Origin of the sequence: Cupriavidus basilensis (assembly GCF_008801925.2) — a bacterium.
Classification (GTDB): Bacteria; Pseudomonadota; Gammaproteobacteria; order Burkholderiales; family Burkholderiaceae; genus Cupriavidus; species Cupriavidus basilensis.
Map to the genome: position 1 here is coordinate 540,679 of NZ_CP062803.1, position 13,694 is coordinate 554,372.

Genomic DNA, 13,694 nt, shown 5'->3' on the forward strand with positions numbered 1-13,694 from the left:
CCCTACACCGCAAGGAGCTCAGATGTCCACCAGCCCGTCCGGCTTTGCGTGCGCCCCGGCCGCAGCCCGCGCCACCGTCCATCACCTGCGCGCCTCGCGCATCCGCGAGGTGGCCAATGCTGGCATCGGCCTGCCCGACGTGCTGCCCTTCTGGTTCGGCGAGTCCGACCAGGTCACGCCCGCCTTTATCCGCGACGCCGCCAGCCGGGCACTGGCCGGCGGGGCGACGTTCTACACGCATAACCTGGGCATTGCCCCGCTGCGCAGCGCGCTGGCCGACTACGTCAGCGCGCTGCACGGCGCCACCGCCCTGGACAACGTGGTGGTGACCAGCGCCGGCGTCAACGCGCTGATGCTGGCTGCCCAGCTGGTGGCCGGGCCCGGCGACCGCGCGGTTGCCGTCACGCCGCTGTGGCCCAACCTGGTGGAAATCCCCAAGATCCTTGGCGCCGAGGTGGAAACCGTCGCGCTCGATTACGGCACGCACGGCTGGACCCTGGATCTCGACAAGCTGCTGGCCGCGCTGACGCCTGAGACGCGCTTGCTGATGATCAACTCGCCGAACAACCCGACCGGCTGGGTGATGTCGCGCGCGGACCAGCAAGCGGTGCTCGCGCACTGCCGGCGCCATGGCATCTGGATCATTGCCGATGAAGTCTACGAGCGCTTGTATTACGGCGAAGGCGATGGCGCCATCGCGCCGTCGTTCCTGGATATCGCCAGCCGCGACGAGCGGGTGATCTGCGTCAACTCATTCTCCAAGGCCTGGTTGATGACCGGCTGGCGGCTGGGCTGGATGGTGCTGCCCGCTGCGCTCACCGACGACCTGGGCAAGCTGGTTGAGTACAACACATCGTGCGCGCCGTCCTTCGTGCAGGAAGCCGGCATTGTGGCGGTGCGCGAGGGCGAGGCCTTTACCCGTGAACTGGTCGGCAGGCTGCGCGCGGCGCGCGATCACCTGGTGGGTGCGTTGGCTGCGGTGCCGGGCGTGGATGTGCATGCGCCCGAGGGCGCCATGTATGTGTTCTTCCGGCTGGCCGGCGCCAGCGACAGCCTGGCGTTGTGCAAGCAGCTGGTGCGCGAGGCACGGCTCGGGCTGGCGCCGGGGAGCGCGTTCGGGGACGAGGGGGAGGGCTTTGTGCGTTGGTGCTATGCGTGTGATCCGGCAAGGCTAGACGAGGGTGTGCGGCGGTTGCGCGGGTTTCTGGGGCGGTGAGCGCCGCGCCGCTCGCGGTGCGATCGGGCTGGCGTGCGCCATCTTCATGTCGAGACGGCACCGCTAGCATTGGCATTAGCACTAGCGCTTCACTGCGCAGCGGTCGCCTCTGCCTGCCACCAGCCGCCCCCCAGCGCCTGCAGCAGCGCCGCGGAATCGGTAAAGCGGCTGGCGGTAGCCTGCGACAGCGAAAGCGCGGCCTGCCGGTACTGCCGCTCGGCATCGAGCACCGCGAGCTGGCTGACGCCGCCCAGGCGATACTGGCCGGTCACGACCGCTAGCGTATCGGCGGCCTGCTTCGCACTGTCGGCGCGCGCCTGCAGGGTGTTGGCATCGGCCTCCAGCGCGCGCAGCGAATCCGCGACTTCACGCAGGCCTTGCAGCACCGTTTGCTGGTAGGCCGCGAGCGATTGCGCGTAGGCCGCTTGCGCCGCGCGCTTGCGCGCCACCAGCTCGCCGCCCCGGAACACCGGCTGCGCCAGCCCCGCGGCAAGCGACCACACGTTGAGGCTGCCAAACAGATCGCGCGCGGAGAGCGCCTGCGTGCCGGCGCTGCCGGACAGCGTGAGCTGCGGGTAGAGCTGCGCGGTGGCCACGCCGATATTGGCCGACGCCTGGTGCAGCAGCGCCTCGGCCGCGCGGATGTCCGGGCGCCGCCTTGCCATGGTGGAGGGCAGGCTCACCGGAAGCGTGGCGGGCAAGGTGAGATCTTCCAGCCGGAACTCGGGCAGTCGGGCGCTTGCGGGGGCTTGTCCCAGGTACACGGCAAGCTGATGCCGCGTGGCCGCAAGCTGCTGCGCCAGGCCCGGCAGCAAGGCCTGGCTCTGCGCCAGTTCATTGCGCTGGCGCTGCGCGTCCACCTGCGCCACGCCGCCCGCGCGCAAGCGTTGCTCGGTGATGGCGAGCTGGCGCTGCTGCGCCGCCACGATGGCCTCGGTGTCGGCAATCTGCGCGCGCAAGCCAGCCTCGCGGATGGCGGCCGTGGCCACGTTGCCGGCCAGCGTCAGGCGCGCGGCCTCCAGCTCGAAACGTTGGTAGTCCACCGCCGCGCGCAGGCCTTCCAGCTCGCGGCGCTGGCCGCCGAACAGGTCGAGCGTGTAGGAGATTTCCACGCTGGCGCCGTACAGCGTGAATGGCCCGGGACTGGGAAAGGCGGTGATGCCGAGCGAGTTGAAGTCGACCTGCTGGCGCGTGGTGTTGAGCTTGGCGTCCACGCGCGGCAGCAGGCGCGCGCCGGTGGTGGCCACCAGTTCCTGGCGCGCCTGTTCGATGCGGGCCTGTGCCTGCGCCAGCGTCGGGCTGGCATCCAGCGCCGCGCGGATGGCGCGGTCCAGCGCGGGGCTGCGGAACAGCGTCCACCATTGCGCCGGCACGTCGGCGCCGCTCTCCAGCGTTTGCGCCTGGCCGTGCGGTGCGTCGGCGGCGCTGGTGCGCGCTGGCTGCGTGCCCTCGGTATAGGACGGCGCAGCGGGCGCGGCCGGCTCGGTGAAGTCCGGACCCACCGCGCATGCCGAAAGCATGGCTGCCGTCAGTACGGCGAGGACCGTGCGGGATGTGGATTTACCGTGTGGCGAGGCTTGCATGGCAGGCTCCTCAATCCAGCGTGCGGCGATAAAAACGCACCGCGATGGTCATGACGACGACCGTGAACAGGGCCATCGGCCACACGTTCGGCCATAGCTCGGTCCAGCTGTTGCCCTTGAGCAGGATCCCGCGGATCAGGCGGTTGAAGTAGGTCATCGGCAGCACGTTGCCAATGGCCTGCGCCCAGCGCGGCATCCCTTGGAACGGGAACATGAAGCCGGACAGCAGCAGGTTCGGCAGGAAGTAGAAGAACGTCAGCTGTACCGCCTGCAGCTGGTTTTGCGCAAGCGACGACAGTGTGATGCCTACGGTCAGGTTGGCGGCGATAAACAGCAGCGCCGCCAGGTAGACCGCCACTACCGAGCCGACAAAGGGCACGCCGAAGACCCAGCGCGCGGCCAGCAGGATGATGGTGGACTGGATCAGGCCGATGAAGATGTAGGGGATGATCTTGCCGCTGATCACCTCCAGCGGCCTGACCGGCGTGGCAAGCAGGTTTTCCATGGTGCCGCGCTCGCGTTCGCGCGTCATCGCCAGGCCCGTCATCATGACCATGGTCATGGTCAGGATCACGCCCATCAGCCCGGGAATGATGTTGTACTGCGTGAGTCCCTCCGGGTTATAGAGGCGCTGGACCTGCACGTCGAACGGCGGCTTGCCGCCCGCCAGATGCGCCAGCGCGCCCTGCAGGTCCTTGTCCGCGACCGAGAACGGCAGCTGCGACAACGCGGCGATGGCCGAGCCGGTGGCGGACGGGTCGGTGGCGTCAGCCTCCACCAGCAGCGCCGGGCGTTCGCCGCGCAGCAGCCGGCTGGTGAAGTCGGGCGGGATGCTGAGCACGAACTGCACCTCGCCCTTCATCAGCGCCTCGCGCCCGGCGGCTTCGTCGGGCAGGGTGCCGACCACGTTGAAGTAGGTGGTTGCCTGCATGCCGGCCACGAAGGAGCGGGTGAACTCGCTCTGGTCCGCGGCGATGACCGCGGTGGTGAGGTGGCGCGGATCGGTGTTGATGGCGAAGCCGAACAGCATCAGCTGCACGATGGGCAGGCCGACGATCATGCCGAAGGTCACGCGGTCCCGCCGCAGTTGCAGGAACTCCTTGAGCACGATGCTCCACCAGCGCTGCAGGGAGAGCGGGAAGCGTGCGCCGTTGGTGGCCTTGGCCGGTTCGCCTGGGTCGCGCGTCATGCCCGGGCCTCCTCGCCGTCCTGCCTGTTTTTTTGCTTTTGCTCACCCGCGCGCATATTGTCCTCGGCGCCGCTCATCATGTGGATGAAGACGTCTTCCAGGCTGGTCTCGATCGGCTCGATCCGGTGCTGCGGGCCGGCAACGCGGCGCAGCGTGGCCTCCAGCACGGGCGCATCGTGCCCGGTGATGTGCAGCGCGCTGCCGAACACCACGGTCTGCTCCACGCCCGGCGCACCCTTGAGCTGATCCGACAACGCGGAGAGCTGCTCGCCCTGCACGCTCCAGGTGACGAGCTTCTGGCTGGCCACCACTTCGCTTGCCGTGCCCTGCGCCAGCAGCTTGCCGTAAGCGATATAGGCGAGCTTGTGGCAACGCTCGGCTTCATCCATGTAGTGCGTGCTGACCAGCACCGAGATGCCGCGCGCGGCTAGCTGGTGCAGTTGCTCCCAGAAATCGCGGCGCGCTTTCGGGTCGACCCCGGCGGTGGGCTCGTCCAGCAGCAACAGCTCCGGTTCATGCAGCAGGCAGGCGGCCAGCGCCAGGCGCTGCTTCCAGCCACCCGAGAGCGCGCCGGCCAGTTGCTGCGCGCGGCTGGCCAGGCCGAGCTCCTCGAGTGCCCGGTCCACCGCCTCGCGCCGGCGCGGCATGCCGTACACGCGCGCCACGAAATCCAGGTTCTCGCGGATGGAGAGATCGTCCCAGTAGGAGAACTTCTGCGTCATGTACCCCACGCGCCGCTTGATCTCGGCGGTCTCGCGCAGGATGTCGTAGCCCAGGCAGGTGCCGGTGCCGGAGTCCGGCGTCAGCAGCCCGCACATCATGCGGATGGACGTGGTCTTGCCGCTGCCGTTGGGGCCGAGGAAGCCGAAGATCTCGCCGCGCGCGACTTGCATCGTCAGGTTGTTGACGACGTGCTTGTCACCGTAGTGCTTGTTGATGCCGTGCACGTCGATGGCCAGGGCGCTGGCTTTGCCGGGCCCGCCGTCCAGGGGAGCAACGGTTGCGTTCATGGCCTTGCCACCTCGACCGGCTGGCCCGGATGGAGCTTCGGCGCGTCGGCCGGTGCGGGCCGCGCTTCCACCAGGAACACCAGCTTGTTGCGCGTTTCATTGCTGTAGATCACCGGCGGCGTGTACTCGGCCTGGCTGGAGATGTAGGTGACCGTGGCCGCAACGGGCGCGGCGCAGCCATCGCAGCGCACGCGCACGGCCTCGCCGTTCTTGAACGCGCCGAGCACGGCCTGCGGCACGTAGAAACGCACCTTGACGTTGCCGGGCGGCAGCAGCCGCACCACCGGGCTGCCGGCCGGCACCCAGTCGCCAAGGCGGAAGGGCGTGTCGTAGACCAGGCCGGCCTGGGTCGCGCTCACGGTCTTGCGCGACAGTTTCCACTCGGCCTGCGCCAGCGCGGCGCGCGCGGCGGCCACCTGGGCTTGCTGGGCCGCCTGCTGCGCGGAGCGTCCCGGCAGCCGGGCCACGTCGATATTGCGCTGCAGCTCGCGCACGCGGGCGGCGTCGGAGGCGGCGGTGGCGCGGCTGTCTTCCAGCTGCGCCAGCGCGATCCCGCCGATGGCGTACTGGGCTTCGTCGCGCTTGCGTTGCGCGGCGCTGCGCACCGAGGCGGCTTGCGCCTGCGCCAGCTGCGCTCGGCTCACGTCGACTTCCGGCACGCGCTTGCCGGTCTGCAGGTCGGCAAGCTGGGATTCGGCCACACGCACCTGTTCCGCCGCTTGCTGCCGGGCCGCGCGCTCGTCGTCGGCCTCCAGCGCGAACAGCGGCGCGCCTCCTGCCACCTGCTGCCCGCGCTGGACGGAGATCTGGTCCAGCCGGCCGGCAAAGGGGGAGGCCACGCTGACGAATTCGCCCTCCACATAGCCTTGCCAGGAGGGTGGCGCTGGCTCGCCACAGGCAGATAGCAGCGCCGCGCCGATCAGGGCGGCCAATGGCCAGCCCGCACGCGGGTTCGGGACGGGGCGGGAGGAATGAGGCTGAGCGTGGCGAGGCATGCGGGCTCCGTGGCGGGCAGGCTGGGTTCAGGCGGACGGCGGCGTGGCCGGCCCGGGCTGCGCGATCGGCGCGGTCGGCGGTACCCCCAGGCCGTGCGCCAGCAGCGCGCTGACGTGGCGCACCAGCGCCTCGCTGTCGATGGCGGCGGCGCCGGGCAGGCGGCGCCAGATATGGGTGGTGGCCAGCGGCAGCAGCGTCAGGCCGATCAGCGACACCATCAGCAGCGCCGGCTCCAGGCTGGCGTTGATCTCGCCGCGTGCGCGCGCCGCCGCCAGCGGGCCGATCACCAGGCCGGCGCGCTGCAGCGCGAACTTCTGCAGCACGCGCTGATGCAACTGGCCGTCGGCGCCAACGATCTCGCGGATCCACAGCCCGGGAAACCATGGTGTGGCGGCGGCGGTGCGGATCAGCCGCCCGGCAATGCCCACCAGCATGGCTGCCGCGTCCGCGCTGTCGGCGGCGGCCGGCGCGAACACCTGTTCCACCAGCGGCTGCAGGCGCTCGTCGACCACCGCGTCAAGCAACTGGTCGCGATCGCGGAAGTAGTAGTGCACGAGCGCCGGGGTGACGCCAGCATGGGTAGCGATGGTCTTGATCGGTGTGGCGGCAACGCCGCGCTGGGCGAACAAATCCGTGGCGGCGTCGAGCAACTGCTCGCGCTGTCCGGCGCTGGCAGCATCCCCGGCGGCGGGCCGGCCCGGACGGCGGCTTGCGGGCGGGGTGGCAGTAGCAGGCGGCATGGCGGCTCCTGAATCTCCAGGTAATATTAATTTATGCATTAATTAATTCAAGGTCGATTGCAAAATTACTTATAAGACACTTTTATTCTCGCTATGTTGCGACGCAGCAATGCAAGGTAGACATGTCATAAACGCTTGGCTATGCTTCGTCCGCCCATCAGCCGGGCTTGCCCCTTAATGTGCCTGCTGCTGTTCCCCGGATTTTTTCATGCTGCTTTGTCGTTTCCATGCCGCCCCAGCGCGGCTACGCCTGTTTTTTGCCACTCGCCTGGCGGGTGTGGCCTTGTCGCTGGCCGGCCTTGCGGGCATGGCGGCCATGCCCGCCCTGGCGCAGGAAAAAGCCGGGACAAGCAGCGACGCGCCCGCGCAGGCCGATGCCCCCGAGGATTACGCCTTCCACGGCCAGACCACCTATATCTGGCAGCGCAAGCCGTCCTTTGGCGCGGCCTATTCCGGCGCCAACAGCCTGACGGCGGAGCGCGCCAAGAGCTACTCGTTCAGCGCCACGCTCGATCTCGGAGTGCGCCTGTGGCGCGGCGCGGAGTTTCACTTCAACCCGGAGGTGACCCAGGGCGTGCCGTTCTCCGAGCTGCATGGCCTGGGCGGGCCGACCAACGGTGAACTGGCCAAGGTATCGAGCACCAGTCCGGTGTTCTACCGGGCGCGCGCGTTTGTCCGCCAGACCTGGGGGCTGGGCGGCGGCAGTGAGCAGGTGGACGCCGATTTCAACCAGCTGGCCGGCAGCGTCGACAAGCGCCGCGTGGTGCTGACCGCCGGCAACTTCGGCGTGCTCGACGTGTTCGACCAGAACGAGTACGGCTCCGACCCGCGTACCCAGTTCATGAACTGGTCGTTCATGACGCACGGCTCCTTCGACTACCCAGCCGACGCGCGCGGCTACAACTGGGGCGTGGCGCTCGAGTACATCGGCGACATGTGGTCGGTGCGGCTTGGCCGCTTCCTGCAGCCGCTGGAGTCAAACGGGCTGGAACTCGATACGCGGATGTTCCAGCACTATGGCGACATCCTCGAGTTCGAGAAGCGCTACAACCTGGCCGGCCAGCCCGGCGTGGCGCGCCTGCTGCTCTGGCGCAACAAGGCGCGCATGGGCGCGTTCAGCGATGCGCTGCAGTTCGGCGCCGCCAATGGCGCGACGCCGGACGTGGCCAATGTGCGCGAGGAGCACGCCAAGATCGGCGCGGGATTGTCGCTGATGCAACGGGTCAACGAATCGCTCGGCGTGTTCGCGCGCGCCAATATGTCGGACGACAAGACCGAGACCTATGCCTTTACGGAAATCGGCCGCCAGGTCGCCATCGGCGGCGTGCTCAACGGCAATGCGTGGGGCCGGCCGCGCGATGTGCTTGGGTTGGCGATGTCGGTGAATATGCTGGGATCGCGGCACCAGGCTTACCTGGCCGCGGGTGGGCAGGGCGCTTTTCTTGGCGATGGCGCGTTGCGCTATGGTCCTGAGCAGGTCCTTGAGCTGTTCTACAGCTTCCAGCCGATCAAGTACCTGAGCATCAGCCCGGACTTCCAGTACATCCGCAATCCTGGCTACAACCGCGACCGCGGCCCGGCGATGTTCTACGGCGTGCGCCTGCACGCGGAGTTTTGAGCAGGCCAGGATCATGGCGCAAGTAAAAACCCCGGCGTGCGCGCCGGGGTTTTTCTTGGTTTCATGCGTTTGCGAGGCTCACTGCCGTGCGTTGCGCCGGTTGTCCGGCCACGGCGTGTTGAAGTTGGTGCGGAACGGATTGATATCCAGCCCGCCGCGCCGCGTATAGCGCGCATAAACCGCCAGCTTCACGGGCTTGCACTGCCGCATCACGTCGGTAAAGATCCGCTCCACGCATTGCTCATGGAACTCGTTGTGGTTGCGAAACGAGATCAGGTACTTGAGCAGTCCTTCCTGGTTGATCGGCGCGCCCACGTAGCGGATCTGCACGCTGCCCCAGTCCGGCTGGCCGGTCACCAGGCAGTTGGACTTGAGCAGATGCGAGACCAATGTTTCTTCCACTGGCGATTCGTCCTGGGCGGCATGCAGCAAGTGCGGGGCCGGCTCGTAGATGTCGGTTTCGATGTCGAGCCGGTCCAGTTGCACGCCGTCCAGCTCGGCCATCTTCTGCGTGCCGAGATCAGCCTCGGTCACCAGGCGCACCTGCACCGTGCCGCCGGTAGCCTCGGACAAGTCGTGGTGCAGCAGCTGCTGCAACGCTTCGGGCGAGGCGATCTTGCTCTGGTTGAACGAATTCAGGTAGAGCTTGAACGACTTGGACTCGACGATGTTGGGCGTGTCGGCCGGAATGATGAAGCTGGCCAGCGCCACCTGCGGCTTGCCCTTCATGTTCAGCCACGACAGCTCGTACGCGTTCCAGATGTCCACGCCGAAGAACGGCAGCGCGCGCCCTTGCGCCAGCCCGATCTCCGTGCGCTTGGGCTGGCGCGGGATCGGGAACAGCAACGTCGGGTCGTACTCGGTCTTGTAGGCCGAGGGTTTGCCTAGCGGCGATTGTTCGGGAAGGCTCATGGTTGCCTCGGTTGATCAGGACAGGAACAGCTTGTACACGGGATTTTCGGTCTCTTCCCAGTGTACATAGCCAAGCGTGGCGAGGAAGGCGCGGAAGGCGCGTTTCTCGTTCTTGGGCACCTGGATGCCAACCAGGATGTTGGAGGTGTCGCCGCCCTGGTTGCGGTAGTGGAACAGGCTGATATTCCAGTTCGGGCTCATGCTCGACAGGAAGCGCATCAGCGCGCCCGGCCGCTCGGGAAACTCGAATCGGTACAGCAGTTCGTCATGCGCCAGTGGCGAGTGCCCGCCCACCATGTAGCGAATGTGCTGCTTGGCCAGCTCATCGTTGGACAGGTCCAGCGTATCGAAGCCGTGGCGGCGGAATCCGGCGGCGATCTTCTCGTTCTCCGCGCGGCTCGCAATCTGCACGCCGACGAAGATATGCGCCATGCTGTTGTCGGCGATGCGGTAGTTGAACTCGGTCACATTGCGCGTGCCGAGCTGCTCGCAGAAGCGCTTGAAGCTGCCGCGTTCCTCGGGGATGCTGACCGCGAAGACCGCCTCGCGCGCCTCGCCCACCTCGGCGCGCTCCGCCACGAAGCGCAGGCGGTCGAAGTTCATGTTCGCGCCGCAGGCAATGGCCACCAGGTGCTGGCCCTTGAGCTTCTCGCGCTCGGCGTAGAGTTTCAGGCCGGCCACGGCCATCGCGCCGGCCGGCTCCAGGATGCTGCGGGTATCCTGGAACACGTCCTTGAGCCCGGCGCAGATGGCGTCGGTGTCCACCAGGATGATCTCGTCGACCAGCTCGCGCGTGATGCGGAAGGTTTCCTTGCCGACCAGCTTCACGGCGGTGCCGTCCGAGAACAGGCCCACTTCCTTGAGCTCCACGCGCTTGCCCGCGTCCACCGAGCGCTTCATCGCGTCGGAGTCCACGGTCTGCACGCCGATCACCTTGATCTCCGGGCGCACCGCTTTGATGTAGGAGGCAATGCCGGAGATCAGGCCGCCACCGCCGATCGCCACGAACACCGCATGCAGCGGGCCCGGGTGCTGGCGCAGGATTTCCATGGCGATGGTGCCTTGGCCGGCGATGACTTCGGGATCGTCGAAGGGGTGGATGAAGGTCAGCTTGTGCTTTTTCTCCAGCACCGCGGCGTGGTTGTAGGCGTCGCTGTATGAGTCGCCGTGCAGCACGATTTCCACCCACTCGCCGCCGCGCTCGCGCACCGCGTCGATCTTCACCTGCGGCGTGGTGACCGGCATCGCGATCAGCGCCTTGCACTTCAGGCGCGCGGCCGAAAGCGCCACGCCCTGCGCGTGATTGCCGGCCGAAGCGGCGATCACGCCGCGCTTGAGTTCCTCCGGTGACAGCGAGGCCATCTTGTTGTATGCGCCGCGCAGCTTGAACGAGAACACCGGCTGGGTGTCCTCGCGCTTGAACCACACCTTGTTGCCGGTGCGCGCGGAGAGCAGGTTTGCATAGGTGAGATCGGTCTCCTGGGCCACGTCGTACACCTTGGCGGTCAGGATCTTTCTCAGGTAATCGGGTTTGCGGGTCATCGTGGACAGCCGGGGCGGGGATTGGCGGAAACCGGTAATGATAAAGGATGGCGGGGGGCGGCGATGGCTGCACCCCTGTGCAAGCGGGCGCGAAGGGCAGGCAAGCTCACCTTCGTGCGCGAGGCGCGTTGCGCACCGCAGCGGTGCAGGCGCCGCCGTGGCGCGCCGAAGGGGCGTTTGCGCACCTTGTAGGACGAAGCCCGGTGGACGCTGCCGGAACACTCGTGATACGGTGTAACGCAATGCCTTCCCTACCTCTTATCGAACCGAACACCGCACTGTTCCTGGATTTCGACGGTACGCTGGCCGACCTTGCGCCGCGTCCTGACCTCGTGCAGGTCGAACCGGAACTGGTGGGGACGTTGCGCGCCCTGCATCTGCATCTGGGCGGCGCGCTAGCCCTGGTTTCCGGCCGGCCGATCGCCGAGCTGGATCATTTCCTGCATCCGCTGCAACTGCCGTGCGCCGGCGTGCATGGCGCGGAGCTGCGCGACGCGGGCGGCCACCGCCTGCGCCAGCCTGACCCCGGCGTGCCGCTGCTGCTCCCGCCGCTCGAAGCGCTGGTCGGCGCGCATCCCGGCCTGCAGCTCGAGCGCAAATCGGTTGCGGTCGCGGTGCACTACCGCGCCGTTCCCCACCTCGAAGGCATGGTGCGCAACTTCGCGGCTGAACTTGCCAGCCGCATGCCGGGCATCGAAGTCCTGCACGGCAAGATGGTGGTGGAGCTCAAGCCGGCAGGCATCGACAAGGGCGGCGCCATCGAGGCCTTTATGCGCAGCCCGCCATTTGCGCGGCGCACGCCGCTGTTTGCCGGCGACGATATTACCGACGAGGCAGGCTTTGCCGTGGTGCGCCGCCTCGGCGGCATCGGCTTGCTGGTTGGCGCGCGGCCCAGCGCCGCCACCGCCAGCGTGACCGGCCCGGCCGCGCTGCGCTGCTGGCTGCATCGCTCCGCCAAGGCACTTGAAGTCATGGCCGCCGCGCAGGGCACGCAGGTTTCCGGAGCCACATCCACAACGACGTCTTGAGGGGGATTCGCTGTGAGCAACCCATCCACCGAGGATAATCCGGCGCGCGCCGGAGGTGCCGGCCGCTACGCCGACCCTTCGCTATCGCTGGGCATGATCGGCAACTGCGCGATCTCCGCGCTGGTCGACGGGCGCGGGCGCATCGTGTGGTGCTGCCTGCCGCGCTTTGACGGCGATCCGGTCTTCAATGCCTTGCTCGATCCGGGCGAGAACGCTGGCCACTTCGCCATCGAAATCGAGGACTTCCAGGAAGCGCACCAGTGGTACGAGCCCAATACGGCCGTGCTGCGGACCCGGCTGACCGACCAGCACGGCAACAGCCTTGAGATCACCGATTTCGCACCGCGTTTTTTCCGCATCGGGCGCTACTTCCGCCCCACCTCGCTGATCCGCCGCATCCGCCCGATACAGGGCGCGCCGCGTGTGCGCGTGACGTTGGCGCCGCGTTTCGACTGGGGGCGCATCAAGCCCGAGATCACGCGCGGCAGCAGCCACGTGCGCTATGTCGGCGACGGCAGCACGCTGCGCATGACCACCGACGCGCCGCTGACCTACGTGCTGTCGCACACGCCTTTCCTGCTCACGCGCGACCTCAACTTCATCCTCGGTCCTGACGAAACCCTGCAAGGCGGCGTGGAGGAAGTCGCGCGCGACTTCGAGCAGGAAACCACGGCTTACTGGAAGATGTGGAGCCGCCGTCTCGCGGTGCCGCGCGAGTGGCAGGACGCGGTGATCCGCGCCGCCATCACGCTCAAGCTGTCGCTGTATGAAGAGACGGGCGCCATCGTCGCGGCCATGACCACCAGTATTCCCGAGGCGCCCGGCAGCGGGCGCAACTGGGATTACCGCTTCTGCTGGCTGCGCGATGCCTTCTTCGTGATCCGCGCGCTCAACAGCTTGTCCGAGGTCGGCACCATGGAGGACTACCTGCGCTGGTTGTCCAACGTGGTGATGCAATCCAAGAATGGCCATATCCAGCCACTGTACGGCATCGGGCTGGAGCTGGAATTGCCGGAGAGCATGCTCGATCATTTGTCCGGCTACCGTGGCATGGGTCCGGTGCGCGTGGGCAACCAGGCACAGGAGCACTTCCAGCATGATGTCTACGGCAACGTGGTGCTGGGCGCGGCCCAGGCTTTCCACGACCATCGCCTGCTGCACCGCGGCGGGGCGGCCGAGTACCACGTGCTGGAAACCGTGGGCGAGCAGGCGGTACGCGTGTTCGGCACGCCCGATGCGGGCATGTGGGAGCTGCGCACGCGCGCGCGGGTGCATACCTCATCCGCGCTGATGAGCTGGGCCGCCTGCGACCGCCTCGCCAAAATCGGCGATGCGCTGCAATTGCCCGATCGCGCGGCTTACTGGCGCCAGCATGCCGACGGCATGAAGGTGCGCATCGTGCGCGAGTCCTGGAGCGAGGAACGCCAGGCGTTCGCCGAGAGCTTCGGCGGGCGCGAGCTCGATGCCAGCGTGTTGCTGATGGCCGAGGTCGGCTTTATCGAGCCCAGGGATGAACGCTTCATGTCCACGCTCAAGGCCATGGAAGCGTCACTGTGCGACGGGCCTTACATGCGCCGCTACGAGGCGCCGGACGACTTCGGCAAGCCCGAGACCGCCTTCAACATCTGCACCTTCTGGCGTATCGATGCGCTCGCGCGCGTGGGGCGCCGGGAGGAAGCGCGCGAGATCTTCGAAGCCATGCTGGCGGCGCGCAATCCGCTTGGCCTGCTGTCCGAGGATACACACCCCGTGACCGGCGAGATGTGGGGCAATTTTCCGCAGACCTACTCGATGGTGGGCCTGATCAACGGCGCCATGCGCCTGTCCGCGCCATGGGATTCCGTGATCTGAAGGCGCGCG

At 67.5% G+C, this 13,694-nt stretch carries 11 protein-coding genes; 4 read left to right on the forward strand and 7 right to left on the reverse strand.

Annotated features, from left to right (window positions below; genetic code table 11):
- The first annotated feature begins 22 nt into the window (after positions 1-22).
- Positions 23-1,216: a pyridoxal phosphate-dependent aminotransferase gene (locus F7R26_RS02405; RefSeq protein WP_150992913.1), complete on the forward strand. Its 1,194-nt coding sequence runs from the start codon at positions 23-25 to the stop codon at positions 1,214-1,216.
- 89 nt (positions 1,217-1,305) lie between these two features.
- On the opposite strand, the gene F7R26_RS02410 is transcribed toward F7R26_RS02405, so the two are convergent.
- The 5 genes from F7R26_RS02410 to F7R26_RS02430 are packed head-to-tail and all read right to left on the reverse strand — an operon-like array spanning position 1,306 to position 6,734.
- A complete protein-coding gene (locus F7R26_RS02410) occupies positions 1,306-2,799 on the reverse strand; it encodes an efflux transporter outer membrane subunit (RefSeq protein WP_193692116.1) in 1,494 nt (497 codons plus the stop codon).
- Between the two features lie 10 nt (positions 2,800-2,809).
- Positions 2,810-3,988 (reverse strand): ABC transporter permease, encoded by a 1,179-nt coding sequence (locus tag F7R26_RS02415; protein WP_150992915.1) that lies wholly within the window; start codon positions 3,986-3,988, stop codon positions 2,810-2,812.
- Positions 3,985-4,998, reverse strand: coding sequence for an ABC transporter ATP-binding protein (locus tag F7R26_RS02420; protein ID WP_150992917.1), 1,014 nt, complete (start codon positions 4,996-4,998; stop codon positions 3,985-3,987). The genes F7R26_RS02415 and F7R26_RS02420 overlap by 4 nt, the downstream gene beginning before the upstream one ends.
- Positions 4,995-5,993, reverse strand: coding sequence for an HlyD family secretion protein (locus tag F7R26_RS02425; RefSeq protein WP_150992919.1), 999 nt, complete (start codon positions 5,991-5,993; stop codon positions 4,995-4,997). Before F7R26_RS02425 ends, F7R26_RS02420 begins: the two co-directional genes overlap by 4 nt.
- 27 nt (positions 5,994-6,020) lie before the next feature.
- The gene (locus tag F7R26_RS02430) at positions 6,021-6,734 is read right to left on the reverse strand and encodes a TetR/AcrR family transcriptional regulator (RefSeq protein ID WP_150992921.1); all 714 of its coding nucleotides are present in this window, start codon (positions 6,732-6,734) and stop codon (positions 6,021-6,023) included.
- A 208-nt stretch (positions 6,735-6,942) separates the two neighbouring features.
- On the opposite strand from F7R26_RS02430, the gene F7R26_RS02435 reads away from it, so the two are divergent.
- Positions 6,943-8,352 (forward strand): carbohydrate porin, encoded by a 1,410-nt coding sequence (locus tag F7R26_RS02435; protein ID WP_150992923.1) that lies wholly within the window; start codon positions 6,943-6,945, stop codon positions 8,350-8,352.
- Positions 8,353-8,430: 78 nt separating this feature from the next.
- Here the strand turns inward: F7R26_RS02435 and queF are convergent, their stop codons facing one another.
- Positions 8,431-9,264, reverse strand: coding sequence for an NADPH-dependent 7-cyano-7-deazaguanine reductase QueF (queF, locus tag F7R26_RS02440; protein WP_043343529.1), 834 nt, complete (start codon positions 9,262-9,264; stop codon positions 8,431-8,433).
- Between the two features lie 15 nt (positions 9,265-9,279).
- On the reverse strand, positions 9,280-10,806 hold the full coding sequence (ilvA, locus tag F7R26_RS02445) for a threonine ammonia-lyase, biosynthetic (protein WP_150992925.1): 1,527 nt from the start codon (positions 10,804-10,806) through the stop codon (positions 9,280-9,282).
- Positions 10,807-11,048: 242 nt separating this feature from the next.
- Between ilvA and otsB the strand changes: the two genes are divergently transcribed.
- Together otsB and F7R26_RS02455 are read left to right on the forward strand one after the other, a co-directional pair.
- Positions 11,049-11,834, forward strand: coding sequence for a trehalose-phosphatase (otsB, locus tag F7R26_RS02450; RefSeq protein WP_150992927.1), 786 nt, complete (start codon positions 11,049-11,051; stop codon positions 11,832-11,834).
- Positions 11,835-11,846: 12 nt separating this feature from the next.
- Complete coding sequence (locus F7R26_RS02455; RefSeq protein ID WP_277820351.1) at positions 11,847-13,685, forward strand: glycoside hydrolase family 15 protein; 1,839 nt, start codon at positions 11,847-11,849, stop codon at positions 13,683-13,685.
- Positions 13,686-13,694: the final 9 nt, after the last annotated feature.